22 protein-coding genes, 2 tRNA genes and 2 pseudogenes are annotated in these 24,893 nt (G+C 63.4%); 9 read left to right on the top strand and 17 right to left on the bottom strand.

Annotation, left to right across the window (positions count from 1 at the left end):
• Positions 1-32 precede the first annotated feature (32 nt).
• Positions 33-842, bottom strand: a complete 810-nt coding sequence (locus ACHMW6_RS29860) for an NAD-dependent epimerase/dehydratase family protein (protein WP_395402468.1) — start codon at positions 840-842, stop codon at positions 33-35.
• 16 nt (positions 843-858) lie between these two features.
• A complete protein-coding gene (garD, locus tag ACHMW6_RS29855) occupies positions 859-2,400 on the bottom strand; it encodes a galactarate dehydratase (RefSeq protein WP_395402466.1) in 1,542 nt (513 codons plus the stop codon).
• A 189-nt stretch (positions 2,401-2,589) separates the two neighbouring features.
• Between garD and ACHMW6_RS29850 the strand changes: the two genes are divergently transcribed.
• From ACHMW6_RS29850 to ACHMW6_RS29835, 4 genes and pseudogenes are all read left to right on the top strand, one after another.
• Positions 2,590-3,996 (top strand): MFS transporter, encoded by a 1,407-nt coding sequence (locus ACHMW6_RS29850; RefSeq protein WP_395402464.1) that lies wholly within the window; start codon positions 2,590-2,592, stop codon positions 3,994-3,996.
• Between the two features lie 25 nt (positions 3,997-4,021).
• Positions 4,022-4,369 carry a thioredoxin family protein gene (locus ACHMW6_RS29845; RefSeq protein WP_395402462.1) on the top strand — a complete coding sequence of 116 codons (348 nt, stop codon included), beginning with the start codon at positions 4,022-4,024 and terminating at the stop codon, positions 4,367-4,369.
• Positions 4,370-4,377: 8 nt separating this feature from the next.
• A pseudogene (locus tag ACHMW6_RS29840) lies at positions 4,378-5,659 on the top strand (MFS transporter).
• Between the two features lie 79 nt (positions 5,660-5,738).
• Positions 5,739-6,230, top strand: a complete 492-nt coding sequence (locus ACHMW6_RS29835; protein WP_395402460.1) for a peptidoglycan recognition family protein — start codon at positions 5,739-5,741, stop codon at positions 6,228-6,230.
• A gap of 72 nt (positions 6,231-6,302) precedes the next feature.
• Here ACHMW6_RS29835 and ACHMW6_RS29830 read toward each other — a convergent pair whose 3' ends face one another.
• From ACHMW6_RS29830 to ACHMW6_RS29800, 7 genes are all read right to left on the bottom strand, one after another.
• A complete protein-coding gene (locus ACHMW6_RS29830) occupies positions 6,303-6,542 on the bottom strand; it encodes a hypothetical protein (RefSeq protein ID WP_395402458.1) in 240 nt (79 codons plus the stop codon).
• Between the two features lie 110 nt (positions 6,543-6,652).
• Positions 6,653-6,729 (bottom strand) — tRNA-Met (locus tag ACHMW6_RS29825).
• A 53-nt stretch (positions 6,730-6,782) separates the two neighbouring features.
• Positions 6,783-6,859 (bottom strand) — tRNA-Met (locus ACHMW6_RS29820).
• A 43-nt stretch (positions 6,860-6,902) separates the two neighbouring features.
• Positions 6,903-7,853, bottom strand: a complete 951-nt coding sequence (gene miaA, locus ACHMW6_RS29815; RefSeq protein ID WP_395402456.1) for a tRNA (adenosine(37)-N6)-dimethylallyltransferase MiaA — start codon at positions 7,851-7,853, stop codon at positions 6,903-6,905.
• A 1-nt stretch (position 7,854) separates the two neighbouring features.
• Positions 7,855-9,780, bottom strand: coding sequence for a DNA mismatch repair endonuclease MutL (gene mutL / locus ACHMW6_RS29810; RefSeq protein ID WP_395402454.1), 1,926 nt, complete (start codon positions 9,778-9,780; stop codon positions 7,855-7,857).
• 122 nt (positions 9,781-9,902) lie between these two features.
• A complete protein-coding gene (locus ACHMW6_RS29805) occupies positions 9,903-10,316 on the bottom strand; it encodes a peptidylprolyl isomerase (RefSeq protein ID WP_395402452.1) in 414 nt (137 codons plus the stop codon).
• Positions 10,273-10,824, bottom strand: a complete 552-nt coding sequence (locus ACHMW6_RS29800; RefSeq protein ID WP_395402450.1) for a peptidylprolyl isomerase — start codon at positions 10,822-10,824, stop codon at positions 10,273-10,275. Before ACHMW6_RS29800 ends, ACHMW6_RS29805 begins: the two co-directional genes overlap by 44 nt.
• An 89-nt stretch (positions 10,825-10,913) precedes the next feature.
• Here ACHMW6_RS29800 and ACHMW6_RS29795 point away from each other — a divergent pair, with 89 nt between their 5' ends.
• Together ACHMW6_RS29795 and ACHMW6_RS29790 are read left to right on the top strand one after the other, a co-directional pair.
• Positions 10,914-11,558 (top strand): VTT domain-containing protein, encoded by a 645-nt coding sequence (locus ACHMW6_RS29795; protein ID WP_395402448.1) that lies wholly within the window; start codon positions 10,914-10,916, stop codon positions 11,556-11,558.
• Positions 11,559-11,942: 384 nt separating this feature from the next.
• Complete coding sequence (locus ACHMW6_RS29790; RefSeq protein WP_395402446.1) at positions 11,943-12,731, top strand: carbonic anhydrase; 789 nt, start codon at positions 11,943-11,945, stop codon at positions 12,729-12,731.
• On the opposite strand, the gene ACHMW6_RS29785 is transcribed toward ACHMW6_RS29790, so the two are convergent.
• From ACHMW6_RS29785 to tsaE, 3 genes are read right to left on the bottom strand one after another with little or no spacing between them, the layout of a single operon-like run.
• Positions 12,715-13,512, bottom strand: a complete 798-nt coding sequence (locus tag ACHMW6_RS29785; protein WP_395402444.1) for a D-hexose-6-phosphate mutarotase — start codon at positions 13,510-13,512, stop codon at positions 12,715-12,717. The two genes, ACHMW6_RS29790 and ACHMW6_RS29785, sit on opposite strands and share 17 nt — an antisense overlap.
• Positions 13,513-13,521: 9 nt before the next feature.
• Positions 13,522-14,940: an N-acetylmuramoyl-L-alanine amidase gene (locus ACHMW6_RS29780; RefSeq protein ID WP_395402441.1), complete on the bottom strand. Its 1,419-nt coding sequence runs from the start codon at positions 14,938-14,940 to the stop codon at positions 13,522-13,524.
• Entirely contained in the window at positions 14,904-15,389 is a 486-nt protein-coding gene (gene tsaE, locus ACHMW6_RS29775) for a tRNA (adenosine(37)-N6)-threonylcarbamoyltransferase complex ATPase subunit type 1 TsaE (protein WP_395402439.1), read from the bottom strand. Before tsaE ends, ACHMW6_RS29780 begins: the two co-directional genes overlap by 37 nt.
• A gap of 50 nt (positions 15,390-15,439) precedes the next feature.
• On the opposite strand from tsaE, the gene queG reads away from it, so the two are divergent.
• Together queG and ACHMW6_RS29765 are read left to right on the top strand one after the other, a co-directional pair.
• Complete coding sequence (gene queG, locus ACHMW6_RS29770) at positions 15,440-16,534, top strand: tRNA epoxyqueuosine(34) reductase QueG (protein ID WP_395402437.1); 1,095 nt, start codon at positions 15,440-15,442, stop codon at positions 16,532-16,534.
• Between the two features lie 57 nt (positions 16,535-16,591).
• Complete coding sequence (locus ACHMW6_RS29765) at positions 16,592-18,034, top strand: diguanylate cyclase (protein ID WP_395402435.1); 1,443 nt, start codon at positions 16,592-16,594, stop codon at positions 18,032-18,034.
• 71 nt (positions 18,035-18,105) lie between these two features.
• Here ACHMW6_RS29765 and ACHMW6_RS29760 read toward each other — a convergent pair whose 3' ends face one another.
• Both ACHMW6_RS29760 and ACHMW6_RS29755 read right to left on the bottom strand, forming a co-directional pair.
• Positions 18,106-18,693: a response regulator transcription factor gene (locus ACHMW6_RS29760; RefSeq protein ID WP_395402433.1), complete on the bottom strand. Its 588-nt coding sequence runs from the start codon at positions 18,691-18,693 to the stop codon at positions 18,106-18,108.
• Between the two features lie 18 nt (positions 18,694-18,711).
• Positions 18,712-20,726 (bottom strand): annotated as a pseudogene (locus tag ACHMW6_RS29755) (PAS domain S-box protein).
• Positions 20,727-20,851: 125 nt separating this feature from the next.
• On the opposite strand from ACHMW6_RS29755, the gene ACHMW6_RS29750 reads away from it, so the two are divergent.
• Entirely contained in the window at positions 20,852-21,844 is a 993-nt protein-coding gene (locus ACHMW6_RS29750; protein ID WP_395402431.1) for a TRAP transporter substrate-binding protein, read from the top strand.
• 81 nt (positions 21,845-21,925) lie between these two features.
• Here the strand turns inward: ACHMW6_RS29750 and ACHMW6_RS29745 are convergent, their stop codons facing one another.
• The 3 genes from ACHMW6_RS29745 to ACHMW6_RS29735 form a co-directional block, all read right to left on the bottom strand.
• A complete protein-coding gene (locus tag ACHMW6_RS29745) occupies positions 21,926-22,411 on the bottom strand; it encodes an REP-associated tyrosine transposase (RefSeq protein ID WP_395402429.1) in 486 nt (161 codons plus the stop codon).
• 447 nt (positions 22,412-22,858) lie between these two features.
• Positions 22,859-24,244 (bottom strand): TRAP transporter large permease, encoded by a 1,386-nt coding sequence (locus ACHMW6_RS29740; RefSeq protein WP_395402427.1) that lies wholly within the window; start codon positions 24,242-24,244, stop codon positions 22,859-22,861.
• The gene (locus tag ACHMW6_RS29735; protein WP_395408749.1) at positions 24,241-24,879 is read right to left on the bottom strand and encodes a TRAP transporter small permease; all 639 of its coding nucleotides are present in this window, start codon (positions 24,877-24,879) and stop codon (positions 24,241-24,243) included. The genes ACHMW6_RS29740 and ACHMW6_RS29735 overlap by 4 nt, the downstream gene beginning before the upstream one ends.
• Between the last annotated feature and the right edge of the window lie 14 nt (positions 24,880-24,893).

Raw genomic sequence — 24,893 nt, 5'->3', positions numbered from 1 at the left:
ATCGTGGCAGACACCTGCTTTAGGCCGTTGGTTTAATCCTTGTACATCGGCCCATCAACGATGAACTTCCCGCCCTGCCAGGTCGAATTCGGATCGCCCACCGGCGGATAATCCGCCGAATTCGGGAACATATGATTGAACTGTTCCGAGCTGTCTTTCGGCCGGAATCCCATATGCGCGGCCTTCGAGTTATCCCACCAGCTGCCCGGATTATTCGAAGTGCCGAACAGGATCGTATGGCCAACGCGTGGCGCGAACAGGGAGCAGCGCAGCGCCTCCACCAGATCGTCGTAGCTCAGCCAGGTCACCAGCATGCGCGGATTGGCCGGCTCAGGGAAGGAGGAACCGATGCGGATGCACACCGTCTCGATGCCCGTGCGGTCGTAGTAATAGCGCGACAGCTGCTCGCCAAACACCTTCGAAATGCCATAGAAACTGTCCGGACGCGTAGGCGCGTCGGCGTCGATGTAATCGGTCTGCTTGTAGAAACCCACCGCATGGTTCGAGCTCGCGAACACGATGCGCTTCACGCCATGCTTGTGCGCCGCTTCATAGAGGTTGTAAGTGCCGCGGATGTTCGCCTCGAGGATGTTCTCGAAGGTGTTCTCGGTCGAGATGCCGCCGAAGTGCAGGATCGCTTCCACACCTTCCATCAACTTCAGCACTGCCTGCTTGTCCGCCAGGTCGCAGCGGATGATTTCCTCGCCTTCCTGTGCCTCTCCCATGTCGCCGATATCGCTTAGCACCACGGTATCCGCCCAGGGCTTGATGCGCTCGCGCAGGATCTTGCCCAGGCCACCGGCGGCGCCGGTGAGCAACAGACGTTTGAATGGTTTGCTCATTACTCTTCCTATATGGTCAGGTCACAGGGGCCGGGTTGAACAGCACCAGTGCATTTTGCAGTTTCCAGTGTTCGGCCCAGGTCTTGCGGCCGCTCGCTACTTCCAGCATCAGATGGAACAGTTCCCATCCGATGTCCTCAATCGTTGCCTCGCCGCTGGCAATGCGGCCCGCGTTCACGTCCATCAGGTCGTGCCAGCGGCGCGCCAGGTCGTCGCGCGTGGCGACCTTGATCACCGGGCATTCAGCCAGGCCGTATGGGGTACCGCGGCCCGTAGTGAAGATGTGCAGGTTCATGCCGGCCGCCAGCTGCAGCGTACCGCAAATGAAATCGGAGGCCGGCGTGGCCGCGTAGATCAGGCCTTTCTGCTTCAGCTTCTCGCCCGGAGCCAGCACACCGGAAATCGGCGAAGAGCCGGACTTCACGATCGAACCCATGGCCTTTTCCACGATGTTCGACAGGCCGCCTTTCTTGTTGCCCGGCGTTGTATTCGCGCTGCGGTCCACGCCGCCGCGCTTCAGGTATTCGTCGTACCAGGCCATTTCGCGGATCATCGCTTCTGCCACTTCCGGCGTCGCGGCGCGGGAAGTCAGCTGGTCGATGCCGTCGCGAACCTCAGTCACTTCCGAGAACATCACGGAGGCGCCGGCGCGCACCAGCAGGTCGGTGGCAAAGCCCACGGCCGGGTTGGCGGTCACGCCGGAGAACGCGTCCGAGCCGCCGCACTGCACGCCGACCACCAGGTCGGAAGCGGGGCAGGTGACGCGCTGGCGCTTGTTCAGGATTTCCAGCTGCGATTCCGCCGTCTTCATGATGGAGTCGATCATGGACATGAAGCCCACGTGCTGCTGGTCCTGCAGGCAGACCACGGGCGGCTCGCCTTCTTTCAAGATGGGGAAGGAGCCCTTCGGGAACAGGCGCGTGGGTTGCAGCTTCTCGCAGCCCAGGCTGACGACCATCGCCTGGCCGCCGAAGTTCGGGTTCTTGCTGATGTTATGCAGCGTGCGAATCGGCACCATCGCATTGGGCGCATCGATCGCCACGCCGCAGCCATAGGTGTGCTCCAGGCCCACCACATCGTCCACATTCGGGTACCTGGGCAGCAGCTCATTCTTGATGCGCTCCACCGCGAATTCCACCACGCCCGATACACACTGCACCGTGGTCGTGATCGCGAGGATATTGCGCGTGCCCACGGAACCATCTTCGTTGCGGTAACCCTGGAAGGTGTAGCCTTCAAGTGGCGCGGCCGGCGCTTGCAGGCGGTTGGAGATAGGCAGATCAGACAACTCACGCGCAGCCGGCATTTCCACCAGCTGCTCGCTGACCCAGGCGCCCTGCAGGATATCTTGCGCGGCGCGTCCGATGATCACGTTGTAGCGGATGATGGGCTCACCCTGCGGGATGGCGGCCAGCGCGACCTTGTGGCCTTGCGGCACGCCTTCCACCAAAGTCAGGCCATCTGGGAATACGGTGCCTGCCGGCAGGCCGCCGTCATTGACCACGATGGCGACATTGTCGTTCTCGTGCATCTGAATGCGGCGTGGGGTGACGTTCATTTTGATTCCTGGAAGGATGAGTTGTCTGATGACTGAAGTATGGCAGAAAGCGGGCAATGTGGCTAGTCCGGATTTAAAATTGGTCAGGCCAATTGATTTTTCTTGATTCCCCTTTGATTCAGTTGTACGATGACATACAAGCTGCCGTGGAGACCAGGCAGTGTCGATGACTATTAGATAAGTGACACCATGACCGAACAAGTGATTGGGAAGTACGACGCCGCCGCCAAGGCCGCCCCCGTAGCGCAAGCCGTCGGTAAATACCGCTGGACCATTTGTGCGCTCCTGTTTTTCGCCACCACGGTCAATTATCTTGACCGCCAGGTCCTGAGCCTGCTGGCGCCGGACCTGTCCAAGGAATTCGGCTGGTCGAATACCGACTACGCCAATATCACGGCCGTCTTCCAGTTCGTATATGCGATCTCGATGTTGTTTGCCGGCCGCGTGGTCGACCGCATCGGTACCCGCAGCGCCTTCGTGCTGGCCATTGTTGTCTGGTCGATCGGCGCCATCATGCACGCGACGGCGATTCCGATGGGCGCCGGCGTCGCTTCCATCCTGAGCTCTGTCGGCATTGCCGCCGTGCCGGTGTCCATCGCCGGCTTCATGTTGGCGCGCGCCGTGCTGGCGATCGGCGAGGCGGGCAACTTCCCGGCCGCGATCAAGGCCACCGCAGAATACTTCCCGAAGAAGGAGCGCTCCTTCGCCACCGGCATCTTCAACTCCGGCGCCAACGTGGGCGCCATCCTGGCTCCGCTGACCGTGCCCCTGATCGCCCTGTACTGGGGCTGGCAGGCCGCCTTCGTCATCATCGGCGCCATCGGCTTCATCTGGATGCTGTTCTGGCTGATGTTCTTCGACTCGCCGGAAAAACAGAAGCGCCTGAGCGAAGAAGAACTGGCTTATATCCGCAGCGACGTCGCCGCCGGCCCGGCCGCCGCGCCGACCGGCGTGAAGCTGTCGTGGATGCAGTTGCTCGGCTATCGCCAGACCTGGGCCTTCGTGGCCGGCAAATTCCTGACCGACGGCGTGTGGTGGTTCTTCCTCTTCTGGCTGCCGAAGTACCTGTCCGCGCAATACGGCATGGGCAAGGAAGACATCGTGCTGCCGCTCGCCGTGTTGTACAGCATGACGATGGTGGGCAGTATCGGCGGCGGCTGGTTCCCGGCCTACTTCATGAACAAGGGCATGAACCCGTATGACGGCCGCATGAAAGCCATGCTGTGCATCGCCGTGTTCCCGCTGGTCGTGCTGCTGGCGCAACCGCTGGGCGGTTCGAGCTACTGGATTCCGGTGCTGCTGATCGGCGTTGGCGCCTCGGCACACCAGGCATGGTCGGCCAACCTGTTTACCACCGTGTCCGATATGTTCCCGCAGCGCTCCGTCGCTTCCGTGGTGGGCATCGGCGGCATGGCGGGCGGCATCGGCGGCGTGCTGGTGTCCAAAATCGGCGGCTGGCTGTTCGACTACTACGGCGCCCTGGGCAAGATCAGCACCGGCTACATGATCATGTTCGCCTTCTGCGCCTTGGCCTACCTGGCCGCCTGGCTGATCATGAAGGCCCTGGTGCCGCGTTACAAGGAAATCACTGCTTAAGCGCAACTTCCTCGGGCATGGTAAGGTGTGGCTTCTTCAGGAGGCCGCATATGGAACAGACCTATACGCCGAGGCGCCTACCCGCGCCGAGATCGATGCGCTGAGCGGACCTGCACTGCTGGAGTTTGGCACCAATTGGTGCGGCTACTGCAGCGCGGCGAAACCGCTGCTATCTGAAGCCTACGCCGGTCACGAGCCGGTCAGGCACATCAAGGTGGAAGACGGACCCGGACGACTGCTGGGACGCTCTTTCCGAGTCAAACTGTGGCCCACGATGATCTTCCTGCGCGATGGCAAGGAAGTCGTCCGCGTGGTGCGCCCCGAGGATGCCGACGAGCTTCGCGAAGGATTCGAAAAAATCACAACAACCTAGGAATCCGCATGACCCAGTCCCACCCCGGCGCCGTCCGCGTGAACTCGCCCGGCACCGTGCTCTTTGCCAGCCTGATTGGCACCACCATTGAATTCTTCGACTTCTACATCTACGCCACCGCGGCGGTTTTAGTCTTCCCCAAGCTGTTCTTCCCCGCCGGCGACGCCACGGCTGCCACGCTGCAGTCGCTCGCCACCTTTGCCATCGCTTTCTTTGCGCGTCCCATCGGCTCGGCGGTGTTCGGCCACTTCGGCGACCGGGTAGGGCGCAAGGCCACGCTGGTTGCCGGCGCTGCTGACCATGGGCCTCTCCACCGTAGCGATCGGCGCGCTGCCGACGTATAGCTCGATCGGCATGGCCGCGCCACTGCTGCTGGCGCTGTGCCGCTTCGGCCAGGGCCTGGGCCTTGGTGGCGAGTGGGGCGGGGCCGTGCTGCTGGCCACCGAGAATGCGCCGCCGGGCAAGCGCGCCTGGTATGGCATGTTCCCGCAGCTGGGCGCTCCGATCGGCTTCTTCCTGTCCGGCTCTACCTTCCTGCTGCTGGGCGAAACGCTGACCGATGAACAATTCTTCGGTTTCGGCTGGCGCATTCCTTTCCTGGCCAGCGCGCTGCTGGTGCTGGTCGGCCTGTATGTCCGCCTGAAGATCACCGAGACGCCGGACTTCCAGAAGGTCCTGGACCGCAATGAACGCGTCGAAGTGCCGGCGCTTGCAGTGCTCACGCAGCACACGCGCGTACTGGTGCTGGGCACCCTGATCGCGATGGCGACCTTCGTGCTGTTCTACCTGATGACCGTGTTTGCCCTGAGCTGGGGCACGAGCGCGCTGGGTATCTCGCGCCAGACCTTCCTGATCCTGCAACTGGTGGCCGTGGTGTTCTTCGGCCTGACCATTCCCGTTGCCGCGCTGCTGGCCGACAAGCATGGTCGCCGTCCCACGCTGATCTGGGTGTCTGCTGCTATCGCCGCTTTCGGCCTCGTGATGGCGCCGATGTTCGGCTCGGGCAGCCTGGTGCAGGTGACGGTGTTCCTGTCGCTTGGCCTGGGCCTGATGGGCATGACCTATGGCCCGCTCGGCACGCTGCTGTCCGAGCTGTTCCCGGCCGAAGTGCGCTACACGGGCGCCTCGCTGACCTTCAACCTGGCCGGCATCCTGGGCGCCTCGCTGGCGCCGTATGCGGCGACCTGGCTCGCCAGCCATTACGGATTGCAGTATGTCGGGTATTATCTGTCCGCCGCAGCGCTACTCAGCCTGATTGCGCTTCTGCTGACAAAAGGACCCCGGCATTGAAGAACCTCCTGCTGGCGGCGCTGTTCGCCGCCACGTCCGCTGCCTATGCGGCGGACCCGCGCATCATCACCGTTGAAGAGTGGGCGGCACGCCTGCCGATCCCGCGCTGGCCCGCCCGCAGCAGATCACGCATATCACGCTGCACCACCAGGGCGAGCCCTTCCCGCAAGGGAAAGATCCAGTCGCCTACCTGCGCAACCTGCAGACCTGGTCGCGCAACACCAAGCACTGGATCGACATCCCCTACCACTACATCATCGACCTCGATGGCCGCATCTACGAAGGCCGCCGCATCGATTACGCGGGCGATACCAATACCGAGTACGACCCCAAGGGCCACGCGCTGATCGAGGTGGTCGGCAATTTTGAGGAAGTGCAGCCGAATGCTGCGCAACTGGATGCGGTGGTGGAGTTGATGGCGATGCTGGCTCGTAAGTACAAGGTCGCGCCTGAAACCATCCACGGGCACAAGGACTATTCCGCGCAGACTGTCTGCCCCGGCGCAAACCTCTACCGCCACCTCGCCGACGGCAGCATCCAGCGCCGCGTGAGTGAGCGGCTGCGCCAATAAAAACCCACGGCGTAAAGCAGGTGTCTGCCACGATGTGGCAGACACCAGTTTTATGCCTCTGGTTTTAGCGTGCTATACCAACAGGCGAGCAACAATCGCGCTGCGATGCTGCAGCACGAAGTCGCGAAACGCCTGTTCCTTCACCGCCAGCCGCAGCACGCCCGGCAGCAGGGCATAGCAAACATCCGCCACCTGCAGCATGACCCGGTCATCCTGCAGCGCGGCCAGCGCCGCCTTCCCGCCGACCGACTGCAGAATCTTTTCGCGGTGTCCCTCCACCACGCGCGCCAACGGCAAAGTCAGATCCGCCATTTCCGCCTCCCGAGCCAAAAGCCTAGTCTAGGCGTGCCCCGCGCCGCGTGTCCTGAGCAAAAACAAAAAAGCCCGAACCGTTGCCGGATCGGGCTTTTTCGCTGAATTCCTGGTGGTGATAGGTGGACTTGAACCACCGACCCTAGCATTATGAATGCTATGCTCTAACCAACTGAGCTATATCACCAGAGCCACATATTATGGCTTTGTTCCCAGCGGGCTGTCAAGCCGGCTGCCGAATGGTGGTGATAGGTGGACTTGAACCACCGACCCTAGCATTATGAATGCTATGCTCTAACCAACTGAGCTATATCACCAGGAGGCGAGAATTATCGGGGCTCGGAGGGGGACTGTCAAGATCTAATTGGTTGCCAACCTGGCAAGAACCTGCTGCTGGAGCTGATCGGACGCGTCCGGCGCCAGGCAATCGATGACGGTGCGCTCGGGCATGGCGCGCAGCCAGGTCAGCTGGCGCTTGCATAGCTGACGGGTGGCGAAAATGCCGGTGTCGCGCATGGTCGCGTAGTCAACTTCGCCGTCCAGGTATTGCCACGCCTGGCGATAACCGACGCAGCGGATCGAGGGCAGTCCGATATGCAGGTCGCCGCGCGCGCGCAGCGCTTTCACTTCATCCAGCAGGCCGCCTTCCAGCATCAGGTCGAAGCGGCGTTCGATGCGCTCATGCAGCACCTTGCGGTCGGACGGCTCCAGTGCAAACGAGGCCAGTTCGAACGGCAGTTCTTCCTTCACGCGCTGGGCCAGCAGCTCGGACATGGGCTTGCCGCTCAACTGGATGATTTCGAGCGCGCGCTGGATGCGCTGCGCGTCCATGGGCTTGAGGCGGGCGGCGGTGGCCGGGTCCAGCAGCGCCAGGCGCGCGTGCAGGGCGGGCCAGCCGTCGCGCTCCGCTTCGGCATCGAGCTGGGCGCGGATGGCGGGATCGGCGCCGGGCAGGTCATCAAGTCCGTCGTTCAGGCCCTTGTAGTACAGCATCGTGCCGCCGACGAGCAGGGGCAGATTGCCACGCGCGGTGATTTCTTGGACCAGGCGCAGGGTGTCGGTGCGGAACTGCGCCACCGAATAGGAATCCAGGGGATCAATGATGTCGATCAGGTGGTGCGGCACGGCGGCCAGTTCTTCGCGCGAGGGCTTGGCAGTGCCGATGTCCATGCCGCGGTAGACCAGGGCGGAATCGACCGAAATGATCTCGGACGGCACGCGCAGCGCGATAGCGAGCGCCGAGGCGGTCTTGCCGGACGCGGTCGGCCCCATGATGGCCACCGCCAAAGGGCGCTTCAACGGCTGGTTCATCTTATTGGCCGCGCAGGAAAAGCTTGTCCAGCGCGGAGATTTCGACCTGCACCCAGGTCGGACGCCCGTGATTGCACTGGTCGGCGCGCTCCGTGGTCTCCATCTGGCGCAGCAGGGCGTTCATCTCGGGCTGGGTGAGGATGCGGTTGGCCCGCACCGCCGTGTGGCAGGCGAGGGTGCCGAGCAGCTCATTGCGGCGTTCGATCAGCACGCGCGAGCCGCCGTATTCGCGCACATCGCGCAGCACGTCGCGCGCCAGCGTTTGCGCGTCGGCGTTCCTCAGCAGGGCAGGGACGGCGCGCACGGCCAGCGTGGTTGGCGACAGCACGGCGATGTCGAAGCCCAGGGTTTTCAGGGTGTCGCCGTGTTCCTGCACGGCGCCTACTTCGATGCCGTCGGCGTAGAAGGTAACGGGAATCAGCAGGTTCTGCACCTGCATATCGTCGCCATTGATCTGGGCGTCCAGCGCGTTCTTCAGTTGTTCGTACAGGATGCGCTCGTGGGCGGCGTGCATGTCGACCAGCACCAGGCCCTTGCTGTTCTGGGCCAGGATGTAGATGCCGTGCAGCTGGGCCAGCGCGAAGCCGAGCGGGAATTCGTCGCCCGAGAGTTGGGCGGAAGTAGCCGTGATCGGTGCGGCCTGCGGGACCGTGTAGTCGGCCGTGGCGCGGAAGGAGACGCTGCCGTCGGCCGGCGCGGAGCTGTCCCCATCGCGCGCGCCGGACGCGAACAGGGCGCCATAGCGTTCAGTGGACTGGGCGATGCCGGCTCCGCCGCTGCCGAAGGGCGATGGGGAGAATGTCGGCTTGTAGTCCGGGTTCAGGATGGAGCCGAAGGACGCCTGCTGCTGCGGGCGCCATACCGGGCCGGACGCCTGCAGCGTTTCGGCTGCCGGCAGCGGCGAAGGCACGCTGCCGTGCGAGGTGGCCGAGGTGGCGGCCAGCGCGCGCTGCACAGCGTGGAACACGAACTGGTGCACGGCGCGGCTGTCGCGGAAGCGCACTTCGATCTTGGACGGGTGCACGTTCACGTCCACCAGTGCCGGGTCGAGGTCGAGCGCCAGCACGTAGGATGGGAAGCGGTCGCCATGCAGCACGTCTTCGTAGGCGGCGCGCACGGCGTGCACCAGCAGCTTGTCGCGCACGAAGCGGCCGTTGACGTAGAAGTACTGGCTGTCGGCGCGTCCCTTGGACGCAGTGGGTAGGCCGGCGAAGCCGTGCACGCGCAGCACGCCGGAACCCTCATCGATCGGAAGCCGCGCTTCCTCGAAGGTACTGCCGAGGATTTGCGCGCTGCGCTTGGCCATGTCGCTGACCATCCAGTGGTCGACCGTGCGGCCGTTGTGGGTCAGCGTGAAGCTCACATCGGGACGCGCCAGCGCAATGCGGCGCACGACTTCCGCGCAGTGGCCGAATTCCGTCTGCTCGGATTTCAGGAACTTGCGGCGCGCGGGGGTATTGAAATACAGGTCGCGCACATCGACTGTGGTGCCGTGGGCGCCCGAGCTGGGCACCACGGTGCCGAGGTGGGAGCCTTCGAGTTCCCAGGCGTGGGCGCCATCCGCGGTGCGCGAGGTCAGCGTGACCGCGGCCACGGATGCGATCGAGGCCAGCGCTTCGCCGCGGAAGCCGAGCGTGCCGACATTTTCCAGGTCGTCCAGCGAGGCGATCTTGGATGTGGCGTGGCGCGCCAGGGCCAGCGGCATCTGGTCAGGCGGGATGCCCTTGCCGTTGTCGGTAATGCAAATGCGTTTGACGCCGCCTTCTTCCAGCCTGACTGTGATCTGGCTCGATCCGGCGTCCAGGGCGTTTTCCAGCAGCTCTTTGACGACGGCGGAAGGCCGCTCGACCACCTCGCCGGCGGCGATCTGGGAAATGAGCTGGTCCGGCAGGGCGCGGATGGGGCGCGGGGGCGTTGGGGCGTTCATGGGGTGGGATTATATCAATCTCAAACCGGGAAACCCTGGTGTCTGCCACGATGTGGCAGACACCTGTTCGCTGCCGCTAGCCAAGGTGTCAGCCACATCGTGGCTGACACCAGCCTTTCGCCTCAAGGTTTGGCTTCGCGGACGGGGATGGGAACGTTGCAGAGGTCAACGTGGCCGGCGGCGACCTTGGTCCAGGGGCCGCCGCGATTGCGCTGCGCTTCAATCACGGCCTTAAAGCTGGCCGACTCGGTGCGCATCACCTCCCAGTTCGCCCGCTCCGCCTTGGGCACGTCGGCGGCGAGGCGCACGGAATTGATCGGCACGCGCATCTCGGCCTTGTCATACATGCCCATTGGCTGCGGGCCGCGCGGCAGCACGGACAGCAGCGGCATGCCGCTCACCACGCGTCCCACGACAGTGATATTGCGGTCCAGGTGGCGCGGCGCGTTGCCGATCACCGCGTACAGCGTGCCGCCGTTGCCGCTGTCGGACTCATTGCCGCGCGCCACGCCGACCATGCCGTAGCAGTGCGCCAACCAGGTTTCGCCCGTCTTTGGATCGCGGGCGGAAGGGGAAACCGTTCGAGTGGCCGACCTGCGGCGCATAGCCGTCGGCGTCCGGCAGACGGGTGAAGTGCGTATCGTTTTTCGCTGGCACGGTGAATTCGCCGGCCAGCTTGGCCTTGGCCGTCTTCAGTGGCTTGGGCTTGTCCTCGTCCGGATCGCCCCACTGCACCACCCAGTTGTCCTGCGAGCGGTAGATGGCAAGGCCGTCGAAATAGCCCTCGCGCACCATGGCGCGGATATTGGCTGCGTGGTTGGGAGCGAACGATGGCGCCAGCTCGATGATCACCCGGCCGCTGGGAATGTCCATGTATAGTGTGTTTTCCGGATCCAGTGCGCGCCACTCGGTCGGCTTCGATGCCTTGATGACATCGTTCACGGTCGGCTTGGGCGGCAGTTCCTTTGCCGCGGCGAGCGCCGGCAGGGCTGCCAGCGCCAGGGCCAGCGCGGGCCAGTGCTTCAGGACTTTCAGTGCGTGCATCCTCTTTATCTCCTTATTTTCGGTTCTGCCGGCGGTCCGGCGACCGGGGGATTGTAGTATGATTCCCGCCGCAACCTTTTGGGATTTATATGGATTTCGTTCAATTGCTGGACATGCTGGTCCACGTCGACAAGGCGATGGGCAGCCTGATTGCGCAGTATGGCATCTACGTCTATGCCGTACTGTTTGCTATCGTCTTCTGCGAGACCGGTCTGGTGGTGCTGTTTTTCTTCCCAGGCGATACCCTGCTGTTCATCGCGGGCGCCTTCTGCGCTACCGGCGAAATGAACCTCGGCTTGCTGATTTTCCTGCTGGTGACGGCCGCGGTCCTGGGGAATACAACCAATTACTGGATAGGCGAGGCTATTGGCCAGCGCGTGTTCACCCATGACTACCGCTGGATTAACAAGGATGCATTGCGCCGCACCCACGAATTCTTCGAGCGCCACGGCGGCAAGACCATCATCCTGGCGCGCTTCGTGCCGGTGGTCCGCACTTTCGCGCCTTTCGTAGCGGGCGTTTCGGATATGACGCATAGCCGCTTCCAGCTCTTTAACGTGACCGGCGCCGTGGCCTGGGTGCTGTCGCTGACGGTGGCGGGTTATCTGTTTGGTAATGCTCCTTTCGTTCGTGATCACCTGACTGCGATCGTGCTGTTTGGGGTGGGCATTGCGATTGTGCCGATGGCATTGGGGGGCGCCTGGAAACTGGGACGCAAGGTATTGGGCCGCTAAACTAGTCAAAACCCAAGGCGTAAATCAAGTGTCTGCCACGATGTGGCAGACACTAGTTTTTTGGTCCCGGGTTTGGTCTCAAGTTTTCCCGCAGCGCAACCGTTAACCGGTATAACTTGTATTAGTCACCGGATATCATGCGTAACCTGATCGCCCTCTCGGCTTGTTACCTCGTCATCTCGACGGCGAGCGCGATCGAGCCACCGGCGGAGCCCAAGGGCGTTCCGTCGATCAAACCCAATCTCGCCGCGGCTGCCACCGTGGAAAAGATCCCTGCCAGCCCGGTCGCCAAGGCCGCGCCGCAGCGCAAGGCTAGCCAGCGCGAGCAGGAAGCGATGGCGGAAGCTGAACTGTCTGCCAAGATTGCCGAGCGCCTGGCCGAAAATGAAAGCCAACCAGGCCGCCCGCTACGCAGCCGCCGCCAAGGCGAAAAAAGAAGCCGCCGCCAAGGCTGCGAAAGCCGAAGCGCTTGCCAAGGCGCCGCCGCCGCGCGCCAACGGCACGCACTGGACGTACGAGGGCGAGCTGGGTCCGGCCAACTGGGGCCGCATCAATGCCGACTGGGCCAAGTGCGGTGCGGGCAACCGCCAGTCGCCAATCGATATCCGCGACGGCATGAAGGTGGACCTGGAGCAGATCGGCTTCGACTACCACCCGTCCGCCTTCACGGTAACGGACAATAGCCACACGGTGCAGGTGCAGGTCGGCGGCGGCAATTACCTCAACATCGGCAACACGATGTATGAACTGCAGCAGTTCCACTTCCATCGTCCGTCCGAAGAGCGCATCAACGGCAAGGGATTCGAGATGGTGGTGCACCTTGTGCACAAGAGCGCCGACGGCAAGCTGGCCGTGCTGGCGCTGCTGCTCGAACGCGGCAAGCCGCAGCCTGTGATCCAGACCGTGTGGAACAACCTGCCGCTGGAGAAGGGCGACACCTCGGTGCCGGCCATCGTGCTGGACCCGAACGACCTGCTGCCGCAGCGCCGCGAGTACTTTACCTATATGGGTTCGCTGACCACGCCGCCCTGCACGGAGGGCGTCCTGTGGCTGGTGATGAAGGAGCCGGTGCAGGCTTCGCCGTCGCAGATGGCGCTGTTCAGCCGACTCTACCCCTTCAACGCACGCCCGGTCCAGGCCGCGTCCGGCCGCATGATCAAGGAATCAAACTGATGGTGTGAAGGCCGGTCCATTCGGCGCCGGCCGCCAGCGCTTTCTTGTCCACTTTCGCCGGTTCGACGCACACGAACTGGCGGTACTCCTCATCCGCCATATCGCTCAGGGCCGCCGCACCTTCGGCGCCCGGATTCCACACCACGAATTCCGTGAAGCCCTGCTGCTGCAGGCGCAGTGCGCCGGCGCCCGTATGCAGCAGCGTCACTTCGGCTGGGGCGCGGTAGACGTTGTCCAGCTTTTCCTTGAAATGGATGTCGCCGGACTCCAGGCCCTCCAGCGCCGCATGCTCGAAGGCTTCCAGCGCATAGTAGGTGTGCAGGGCGCAGGCGAAATCGAAATCCTGCTCGCCCGTATTGCGCACATTGAAACTCATTTCGATGGACTCGGCGTGCAGCGTGAAGCGCAGGCGCAGCGTGAAGGCGTGCGGCCAGCCTTTCGCCAGTTGCGCCGGCACGTCGGCCTCGGTCAGTTCGAATTCGGCCCAGGCGGTCGGGCCTTCGCCGCCGCTTTCCGCCAGGCGCCAGTGGGACAGGCGCGCCACGCCGTGGCGCTGGCCCGTGCCGCGCGTCGAGAACTGGGGGAAGATCACGGGCACGCCGCCACGGATGGCGGCGCTGCCGTCCAGCGGCGATTTGCTGCTCATGAACAGGCGTTCGCGCCCGTCGGCGGTTTTCCAGGAAGTCAGGTGCGCCCCGTACAGGGTAATGGTGGCTTCGGCGCCATCGGCCATGTTGATCGAAACGGCGGGCAGTGCGCCGACAGTCACCATCTTGTGCATCTGGATTCCTTAAGTGATCCGGTTCTTTGCGAGCGGAGGGTTCTTGGCGAAGTAGCGGCGGATGCCTTTTACGATGGCGTCGGCGATCTGGTCCTGGTAGGCATTGTCCAGCAGGCGCGCTTCTTCTTCCGGGTTGGAGATGAAGGCGGTCTCGATCAGGATCGAAGGAATGTCCGGCGCCTTCAGCACCGCGAAGCCGGCGCGTTCGACGGCGCCGTTGTGCAGTTTGTTGATGCCGCCGATTTCGCCCAGCACGGCCTTGCCGACCTTCAGGCTGTCGTTGATCTGGGCCGTGGTCGAAAGGTCGAACAGCACGCTGGCCAGTTGCGGGTCGTGGCCCTTGGAGTTGGCGCCGCCGATCAGGTCGGCCGCGTTTTCCTTGTCCGCCAGCCAGCGTGCGGCCGAGGAACTGGCGCCTTTTTCGGACAGCACGAACACCGAGGAGCCGCGCGCGGTCGGCTTGACGAAAGCATCGGCGTGGATGGACACGAACAGGTCGGCATCGACCTTGCGCGCCTTTTCCACGCGCGTGGGCAGCGGCACGAAGAAGTCGCCGTCGCGCGTGAGCATCACGCGCATATTCGGGTGTTCCTCGATTTTCGATTTCAGGCGCTTGGCGATGGCCAGCACGATATCCTTCTCGCGGCTGCCGCGCGCACCGGTGGCGCCGGGATCTTCGCCGCCGTGGCCAGGGTCGAGCGCGATGGTCAGCATGCGTACCAGTTTGCCGCCTTGCGCAGGTTTCTCCGGCTTTTCCGGCTTCGGCGGCGCGGCCGCGATCTCCGGCTTGATCACCTCCGGCGGCAGCGCCGGCGTGGGCGCAGCGGCGGGCGGCGTTTGTGCTGAAGGCGGCTGCGCAACGCCGGGCGTCGGCGCGGCGGCAACGGAGGGCTGCTGCGGCACGGCAGTCGTGCCGTCATCCGACCATTCGCCCTTTTCAATCATGGCCGCGATAGGGTCGATTTCCTTCACCGGATAAAGGTCGAAGATCAGGCGGTGCTTGTAGTTCCCGACAGGCGGCAGCGTGAACACCTGCGGCGTGATTTCTTCCTTCAGGTCGAATACGAGTCGCACCACGTTCGGGCGGTTCTGGCCCACGCGTACCTGCTTGATGTAAGGGTCGTTCGACTGGATCTTGGCGACCAGGCTTTTCAGCGTGGGGTTGAGTTCGAGGCCTTCGATATCGACCACCAGGCGCTCCGGGTCCTTGACGATGAAGTGCGTGGCTTTCAGATCCGAATCGTTCTCCAGCGTGACGCGGGTGTAGTCATCGGCAGGCCATACGCGCACGGCCAGGATTTGCGCCGCCATGGCGCGCATGGGAGCGAGCACGGACAGCAGCAGCGTGCCGCCGGCTTTGAGGACCGTGCGCCGGGTCCGGGCGCGTTCAGTCAGAGATTCGGTGCGAATTGGAGGCGTTGCAGGCATAGCTGACCCAGAGCTGTGGACGCCTGCAATTCTACATCACGTCCGTCTCCGGCTATAGAGAGAAAAACGCGAAGGTCGGGCGCCGGCAGCACGCCGTCTGCCTTCTCCGGCCATTCGACGATGCAGATATTCTCGCCATTGAAGTCTTCGCGGAAGCCCGCATCCAGGAATTCCTCCGCACTGCTCATGCGGTACAGGTCGAAATGGATGATGTTGACGGCCTTGCCATCGAGCGTGACGCGGTAAGGCTCCGACAGCGTATAAGTCGGGCTTTTCACATTGCCAACGTGGCCTGCCGCGTGCAGCAGCGAGCGGGTGAGGGCGGTCTTGCCGGCACCGAGGTCGCCGTGCAGGTAGATGGCCATGCCCGGCAGCAGGGCGCGCGCCAGCGAGCTGCCCAGGGCGGCCGTGCCGGCTTCGTCGTGGAGATGGGATTTAAAGTGCTGCATCGAATAAAATGACGGTTTGATCCCCCGCATTGTATAGCCGGTCCCGCCAGATGTCCCTTCCCGAGCAGAAATTAGCCGAACTTGCCGCGTCCATCAAGGCATGGGGGACGGAGCTCGGCTTCGCCGAAGTGCGCATCGCCGATATCGACCTGGCATCGGCCGAAGCGGGCCTGCAGGCCTGGCTGGACGCGGGCATGCACGGCGAAATGGACTATATGGCAAGCCACGGCTTGATGCGCGCCCGCCCTGCGGAGCTGGTGCCGGGCACGGTGCGCGTGATCACGGCGCGCATGAATTACCTGCCGGGTGCGCAGGACGAGAACTGGCGCGAGCGCGAAACGGCGCGCCTGAACGATCCCACCCAGGCCGTTATCTCTGTCTATGCGCGGGGGCGCGACTACCACAAGGTATTGCGCGCCCGCCTGCAGCAGCTGGCCGACAGGATCCGCGTCGCCATCGGCGAATTCGGCTTCCGTGTGTTCACCGATTCGGCGCCCGTGATGGAGCTGCCGCTGGCCGAGAAGTCCGGCCTGGGCTGGCGCGGCAAGCACACCTTGCTGATCAACCGCAGCGCAGGCTCCATGTTCTTCATGGGCGAAATCCTGGTCGATCTGCCGTTGCCGGTGGACGAGCCGACCGGCGCGCACTGCGGCCAGTGCCAGGCCTGCATCGACGTGTGCCCGACCCAGGCCATCCTCGGCCCCGGCAAGCTCGATGCGCGGCGCTGCATCTCCTACCTGACCATCGAGCTGAAGTCGTCCATTCCCGAGGAGCTGCGCCCGCTGATCGGCAACCGCGTCTACGGCTGCGATGATTGCCAGACCATCTGCCCCTGGAACAAGTTCGCCCAGCGCGCCACGCTGCCCGATTTCGATGAGCGCCACGCCCTCGGCAGCGCCGGCATGATCGAGCTGTTCGCGTGGAGCGAGGAGGAATTCAATCGCCACATGGAGGGCAGCCCGATTCGCCGCATCGGGCATGAACGCTGGCTGCGCAATCTGGCGGTCGGCCTGGGCAACGCGGCCAACATGGGCGCGCGCGGAGACGCGGCGATCGTGTCGGCCTTGCAGGCACGCCGCGAGCATCCGTCGCCGCTGGTGCGCGAGCATGTGGAGTGGGCGCTGGCGCAACACCTCGGCCGCTGAGTGGACTCCTGGTTACTTTCATTTTGTATAATGAAAGGAGACGAAGGGGAAGCAATCTTGCACAAAATACATGCCCACGCGCCGCCGGTGTACCGCGAGCTGTCGCCCTGGTGCCTGTGGCGCAATGGCAGCGGCGCCCAGAAGTGCTGGTTGCTGGGCGGCTGGCTGGCGCTGCTCGTGCTGTGCGCGGCGCTGGGCGTGGGCATGGTGATCTGGCGCTGGTCCGGCATTCCCATCGAGTTCGGCGGCGTGACCGTCTACCTCACGATTTATCCGCCCCTGCTGGTTTGCCTGCTGCTTACGCTGACTCTCGGCTGGTGGTGGGGCGCCATTCCCGCCTATTGCGCCACGCTGTCGCTGGCCCTGTATGCGGGCATGCCGCTGCCGTGGGCCTTGCTGTTCGCGTTCTCCAACCCGCTTGGCCTGGTCATCATGGTCATCGGCTACCAGGCCATCGCCATGCGGCGCGACCTGCGCGGCCTGAATTCCCTGCTGTTCTATGTGCAGCTGGCCTTCATCTCCAGCGTGTTCGGTTCCAGCGGAGCGCTGATCTGGAGCTATACGAACCGGCTGGAAGAGGCGGCGCTGCTGCCGATCTGGCAGGGCTGGTGGCTGGGCGCCTTCCTGCAAAGCGTGGTCCTTGCCGGGCCACTTCTGGCGCTGTTGTGGCCCCGCGTCGAGCGCTGGATGGCGGCGCATCCGGAGCTGATGCGTAAGACCGATACCTCCTCGCGCCAGTCCATCCTCGGCCTGCTGGCTTCCGTCACGCTGGGCGTGCTGATTTACGGCTTCGTGACCATCGAGTTGGCGGAGCGCCACAGCGGCATGACTTCGCCGGCGCACGCGCTGGCCGTGCTGCGCCAGACCATGTGGATCTTCTACTGGGTGTTCGCGGCCATAGTGCTGTTCATCGCCTTCTTCGGCTATGAGCTGTTCCGGCACTGGCAGAATTCGCAGGACAGCCTGCTGGCCGAGCTGCACCGCGCCAACCAGCACCTGGAAACCCTGGCCACAACGGACGGCCTGACAGGCCTGCTGAACCGCCGCGCCGCCGACCGCCGCCTGGCCGCCGAATGGCAGCGCGCGCGCCGCTCGCACCACGGTTCGGCCATGGTGCTGCTGGATATCGACCACTTCAAGGACATCAACGACCGTCATGGCCATCCGGCCGGTGACGCGGCCCTGCGCCAGCTGGCATCCGTGATCCAGTCAGTGATGCGCGAGATGGACTTCGCCGCGCGCTACGGCGGTGAGGAATTCCTGGTTGTGCTGCCGGACACGGACGAACAGGGCGCCCACAGCTTCGCCGAGCGCCTGCGCCAGCAGGTGGCTGCCACACCGGTGCAGCACGAGGGCGAGAGCTTCGCCATGCAGATCAGCCTTGGCGTGGCCGTGGTGCGCGAGGACGAAGCGCACTACGAGCCCTGGGTATCGCGCGCCGACCGCGCGCTCTACAGCGCCAAGCAGGGCGGCCGCAATCGCACCGAGCTCGCGGCCTGATTAGAACCCAAGGCGTAACCCTGGTGTCAGCCACATCGTGGCTGACACCTGTTTCACGCCGTGGGTTTTTATTACTTCAGCAGGCCCGCCAGCTCCACGGCGGTCTTCACCTGCATCTTGTCGAAGATGTGCGCGCGATGCACTTCCACCGTGCGCATGGAAATGCCCAGTTCATCGGCCACCACCTTGTTCATCTTGCCGGCCAGGATCAGATCCAGCACCTCGCGCTCGCGCTGGGACAGGGTGGCCAGTCGTGCATGGATTTCCGCCTTGCTGCTCGCCTCGCGCGAGCGCGCCAGGCCTTCCTGCACGCGGTCCATCAACTGGTTGTCGTTGAAGGGCTTCTCGAAGAAATCGAAGGCGCCGCGCTTCAGCGTGTCGACCGCCATCGGCACGTCGCCGTGGCCGGTCAGGAAGATCACGGGCAGGCGCTCGGTCAGGCCACGTGCGGCCAGCTGGTCGAAGACGGCGATGCCGTTGATGTCAGGCATACGCACATCCAGCAGCACACAGTCGCCGGCCGCGTCGAAGGCGCCGGTCTCCACGAAGTCCAGGAAGCGGTCGCCGCCCTCGTAAGCCACGGCGGGAATCCCGCGCGAGGAAGCGAGCCAGGACAGCGCATCGCGCACCACTGCTTCGTCATCGACTATGTGCAACATGTAAATCTCCGTGATCTGTTACCGTTCCGCGCCGGACGCCGGCAGCGTGAAAGTGAATATGGTACCGCCTTGCGGGTTATCGCGGTGCGTCAGCGTCCCGCCGTGGAATTCGATGGCCGTGCGGCAGATGTTCAGGCCCATGCCCATGCCCTCGGCCTTGGTCGAGAAGAAGGGCGAGAACAGGCGCTCCGCCACTTCCTTGGGGATGCCGTGTCCGCGGTCGATCACGGAAACCGCGACCTGTCCGGCCGCCGCGTCGTGCACCGCCTCGATGCGCAGGACGCGGCGCTCGGCCGGCACATTGGCCATCGATTCGATGGCGTTGCGGGTGAGATTGAGCAGGACTTGCTCGACCAGCATGCGGTCGGCGCGCACCATCGGCAGGTCGGACGGAATTGCCACCTGCATCTGTACGTAGAGTTGGCGGGTCTGCAGCTCGATCAGGGCGCTGATGCTGTCCAACATGGTCTGCAGGCCGATATCCTGGCGCTCCGCTTCGCGCTTCTTCACGAATTCGTGGACGCTGCGGATGATCTGGCCGGCGCGCTGGGCCTGGGTGCTGGCCTGTTCCAGCGCGGGACGAAGCACGGCGCAGTCGAGCGCATTGCCGCCGGCGTCCTCGGTGCGCTTCATCAGGTTCAGCGCGCCCGTGGTGTAGCTGGAAATAGCGGCCAGCGGCTGGTTCAGCTCATGCGCCAGCATGGACGCGATTTCGCCCATCGTCGCCAGGCGCGAGCTGGCCTGCAGCTTTTCCTGGTGCTCGCGGTTCAGTTCCTCCATGCGCTTGCGGTCCGTGATGTCGAGGATGGAGCCCATATAGCCGGTGTGGCGGCCTTCGTTGTCCACCAGCGGCGCTTCGAAGATCAGCACCGGGATACGGGTGCCGTCCTTGCGCTGGAAGATGGTTTCGAACTGGGGCACGTGGGCGCCGGCCAGCACGCCGGCCAGGCGGTGCTGGTATTCGGCCATCACGTCCGGCGCCCAGTAGGGCATGGGCGGCGAGCGGCCCACCAGTTCTTCGGCCGTGTAGCCGACCATCTGGCAGAAGGCGGGATTCACATAGGTCACGCGGCCTTCCAGGTCGCGCGCGCGCAGGCCGGTGACCAGGGAATTCTCCATCGCCGTGCGGAAGGACATCTGCTGCCGCAGGGCGCCCTCGGCCGCCAGGCGGCGCGGAGATACTGCCCCCACAGGGCCAGCAGGCTCCATAACAGGGCCAGGGACAGGACGATCACCGAACCGACCAGCAGGTTGGGCAGGAGCCTGGGTTCGGACTTCACGCTGTCCGTCATCAGGGTCAGGGACACGCCGGGCAGGTCCAGTCCGCGCTTGTGGGTGTAGACACCGTGACCGGGGCCGGCGGCGCTGCGGCGGGCCAGTACCTTGTCATCGCGGTCCAGTAGTGACAACTGGTTATCCTGGGCGAACCACCAGGGCACCAGCTCGTCCAGGATGGAGGACAGCTGGTAGCTGGCCACCAGGTTGCCCAGCCAGGTGTCGCCGCGGTAGACGGGATAATGCAGGTCCATCATCAGCACGCCCGGCGCGCCGGCCGGATTCTGGGTCTGGGCTTCCGGCTGGCTGTAGACGGGCGAATGGGCGCGGCGGGCGTGGTCGGCGGCAGCCTGGTAGGCGGCGCTCAGCGCAGCGCGGGCCGGCGGGGCCGGCTCGCTGGAGGCGCGCACGCGTCCCTCCGGGTCAACAAGCATCACGCGCTTCAGCTCCGCGCCATTTTTTAGCAGGCGCTCCATGCGCACGTGCAGCTGTTCGTCGGACAGGTGGCCGGCCGTGATTTCATTGGCCAGTCCGCGCAAGCTTTCCTCGTGGCGCGCCAGCTGGAAGCGGATCGACTGCTCCACCCACAGGGTGTCGGCAATCAGCTGCTCCTGGCGCTCGTTGCTCTCCATCTGGCGCGCCTGCCAGGGCAGCCAGATCAGGATGGCCATGAACAGCAGCACGATCACGATGGGCAGCAGCCAGCGCACCGGATGCGGCAGGTGGGGCATGCTCAATGTGGAGGCGGAATTAGGCATTGTCCGAGAGTAAACAAATCTGGGCGCCGCTGTATTGTGGTTTTCCACAGTTGCCGTGCGCCATAGCCTTTTGCAGAATGGGATGGTAAGAATAATAATCCATCTATTTTCCAGGGGAAGACACCATGAAACTGAAGACCATCCTGGTCGCCTTGAGCGCGGCCGCCTGCCTTACCTCCAACGCGTTCGCCCAGGCGCCGATCGTTATCAAGTTCAGCCACGTGGTCGCCACGGACACGCCGAAAGGGCAGGCCGCCGAGCGCTTCAAGCAGCTGGCGGAAAAGAACACCAACGGCCGCGTGAAGGTCGAGGTCTATCCGAACAGCCAGCTGTACAAGGATAAAGAGGAAATGGAAGCGCTGCAGCTGGGCGCAGTCCAGATGCTGGCGCCGTCGCTGGCCAAGTTCGGACCCCTGGGCGTGAAGGAATTCGAAGTCTTCGACCTGCCGTACATCTTCCCCAGCAAGACTGCCCTGTATAACGTGACCGAAGGTCCGATCGGCAAGGGCCTGCTGAAGAAGCTGGAGCCGAAGGGCATCACCGGCCTGGCTTACTGGGACAATGGCTTCAAGATCATGTCCGCCAACAAGCCGCTGCACACGGTAGCGGACTTCAAGGGCCAGAAGATGCGCATCCAGTCGTCCAAGGTGCTGGACGCGCAGATGCGTGCCCTCGGCGCCAACCCGCAGGTGCTGGCTTTCTCCGAGGTCTATCAGGCGCTGCAGACGGGCGTGGTGGATGGCACCGAGAACCCGCCGTCCAATATGTATACCCAGAAGATGCATGAAGTGCAGAAGCACCTGACCACGTCCAACCACGGCTACCTGGGCTACGCGGTCATCGTCAACAAGAAGTTCTGGGACGGCCTGCCGGCCGACATCCGCGGCCAGCTCGAAGCCGCCATGCGCGACGCCACCACCTACGAAAAAGCCATCGCCCAGCGCGACAACGACATGGCCCTGGAAGCGATCAAGAAAGCCGGCAAGACCACCGTCTACAACCTGAGCGCCGCCGAACAAGCCGAATGGCGCAAGGCCCTGCTGCCGGTCCACAAGCAAATGGAAGACCGCATCGGCAAAGACCTGATCAGCGCCATCAACAAGGAAGCGGCGAAGTAATCCTTCCAGCGCCAACCCCGAGGGCAAGCCACCGCTTGCCCTTATTTATTTGCACGAACCGCCACCACAGCGTAGGGCGGATCATTGATCCGCCGTGCCAGCGTCACCACACCAATCCGCTGTATAGACGCCCTGTGCGACATACCGATGAAACGTCGACCAAGGCCAATCCACTACCCGTTCGACCAGCCCATGCTTCATCGGATTCCAATGCAAATAATCAAAATGCAGCTCGAAATCGCGCTCCGATCGGATCACGTGCTCAATATACCGATGCTGCCACACCTGCTCATGCCACTTAGTCTGATACGTCACCAACCCCTTGATCAGCCGCCAGCGTAAGGGAAAATTGCTATCACCATCCGGCAAAGTCCAGATCGTGTGCAAATGATCCGGCAACAGCACAAACGCCACAATCTCGAACGGATAGCGTGACCGCACGCGGCTGATCGCATGGCGCAAAGTGCGCCGAAAGAGCGGCGCCGTCAGCACCGGCCGGCGCTGTTCGCTCACCACAGTAAAGAAATAACTGCCGCCCGGATGAAGCAGCCGGCGGTAATTGGGCATTTAAGACTCCGGACGAGAAAATGAAAGTCCAGCCTAGTCCCGACTGAGCACAAATCCCTTGCGGCGTATCAATTCCCATCAAAATTGTGCCCATTCGGGCACAGGCCGGATGATCTGTGTTGCAGCGTAGGGCGGATCATCGATCCGCCGTTGCCTGCTCAGTCCGCGGTTCTTGAAGTTGCGGTCAAAGTTCGCTGGACGTGTGTTTAACGCTTCCGCTTAGTCATTCTGTCATTCGATGAAACGGGGCGATCATGATTCCGGTAGCGAATGACGAATTAGGGAAGAGGGCACGTTACGCACCCGTCGACAAGGCAAGTGTGAGGTCGGTGGCGATTCACGCACGGCGGATCAATGATCCGCCCTACGCTGTAACACGAATTGAATTGATCGATGAAAATGAAGAGACGGACGCGCTGGGGAGGGCGCGTCCGCCGGGGGAGGAGATTACATCAGGCCCATGGCTTTCGGGAGCCAGAGGGAGAGGCCGGGCCAGTAGGTCACGATCACGAGGAACACGAGCATGGTGAGCAGCCAGGGCATCACGGCGACGGTCAGTTCGGAGATGCTCATCTTGGAGATGCCGCTGGCGACGTAGAGGTTCAGGCCGACCGGCGGGTGGCACAGGCCGACTTCCATGTTCGCGTCGATCATGATACCGAAATGCACGGAGTCGATGCCGAGGCGGATGGCCGCGGGGTGCAGGATCGGCGCCATCACCAGGATGATGGACGACGGCTCCATCACGTTACCCGCCAACAGCAGCAGGATGTTGGTGAAGAAGAGGAAGCCGGCCTGGCCCAGATCCTTGGACAGGATCCAGTCCGCCATCGCTTGCGGAATGTTCTCGTGCGCCATCAGGAAGGAGAACAGCACGGCGTTGGTGATGATGTACAGCAGCATCGCGCTCAGGCTGGCCGACTTCTTCAGCACCTCGGGCATCTTCGCGAGCGGCATGTCCTTGTACACGAAGACCGAAATGATGAAGGCGTACACCGCGCTCATGGCAGCTGCTTCGGTCGGCGTAAAGATGCCGTAGGTGATGCCGCCGATGATGATAATCACCAGCATCAGGCCCCACACGCTGTCGCGGAAAGCCTTCCAGCGCATGGCCCACGTTGCCTTCGGCATGCGCGGATACTTGTTCTTCTTCGCGAGGACCCAGGTGGTGGTGCACAGCATCACCGTCAGCAGGATGCCGGGGAACAGACCGGCCAGGAACAGGGCGCCGATCGAGGTGTTGGTCGAAATCGCGTAAATCACTTTCGGGATCGACGGCAGCATCAGGATGCCCAGCGAACCTGCGGTGATGATCACGCCCGCGCCGAACTGCTTCGGATAACCTTGTTTGACCATCGCAGGCAGGATGATGGAGCCGATCGCCACCACCGTTGCCACGCTCGAACCGCAGACCAGCGCGAACATCGCGCAGGCAATAATGCCCGCCAGTGCTAGGCCGCCGTGCCAGTGGCCGATCATGCTGGTGGCGAAGGCGATCATGCGTCGCGCCACGCCGCCGTGGGTCAGGAAGTTACCGGCCAAAATAAACAGCGGGATGGCCATGATCTCGAACTTCTCGATGCCGCTGAACAGCTTCAGCGCGACCGCTTCCACCGGCACCTGGGTCAGCAGGTACATGAACATCAGCACCGTCAGGCCCAGCGCGATGGACACCGGAATCCCGGTCAGCATCAGCGCAATCAGCAGCGCGAAGACGATGCCGACCTTTCCGCCGACTACGCAGATCGCCAGCAGGATCGCGGCAATGCCCAGCAGCCACGCGCCCGCGCGCTGTTTGGACATCGGGACTACATCATGTGCGTGGGAGCTCATCGCGCACCTCCAGTGCCTGGCTTAACGGTGGCAAAGAGCGGGTCTTCCTCGATATCGTCCAGGCCCTCGACTTCGGATTCATCCTGGTGCGGCATTTCGCCGGTGCGGACAAACGTGACCAGCACCTGGATGAAGCGGAAGCACATCAGGTAGGAGCCCATCGGCACCACGGAGTAGACGAACCAGGTCGGCCATTCCAGATCCGGCGTGGTCGGGCCTTCGGGCGTGTCGGTTTCGATGTGGAACAGGCTGAAGACCGCGTGGTGCATGCCGTTCTCCCACACGAAGCGCAGGCCCAGCGTGCCGATGATGCCGGTGAAGAGCATGCCGCAGACCAGCGCGATGATGGTGGTGTTCTTGCGCCACTCGGTTGGCAGGCGGCTGACCAGCACGTCCACACCCACGTGGACGCCTTTACGCACGCCGTAAGCGGCGCCGAACTTGGCCATCCACACGAACATGATGATGGCCAGTTCCTGCGCCCATTCGAAATGCAGGGAGAGCAGCCAGTCCTGCACGCCGGGGATGGGGAGGCCGGTGCCGTAGCGGTGGGCCACCGATAGGAAAATGATCAGCGTAGCGCCGCCCATCAGGAAGGCGATGATCCACTCCTCCAGATGGTCCAGGATTTTCATAAACATGGGGGTCT

The sequence above is a fragment of the Pseudoduganella sp. UC29_106 genome (assembly GCF_044055365.1).
In the GTDB taxonomy this organism is placed as follows: Bacteria; Pseudomonadota; Gammaproteobacteria; order Burkholderiales; family Burkholderiaceae_D; genus Rugamonas.
Note: the sequence above shows the minus strand (reverse complement) of the source record. Positions and strands in the feature narration are given on the sequence as shown.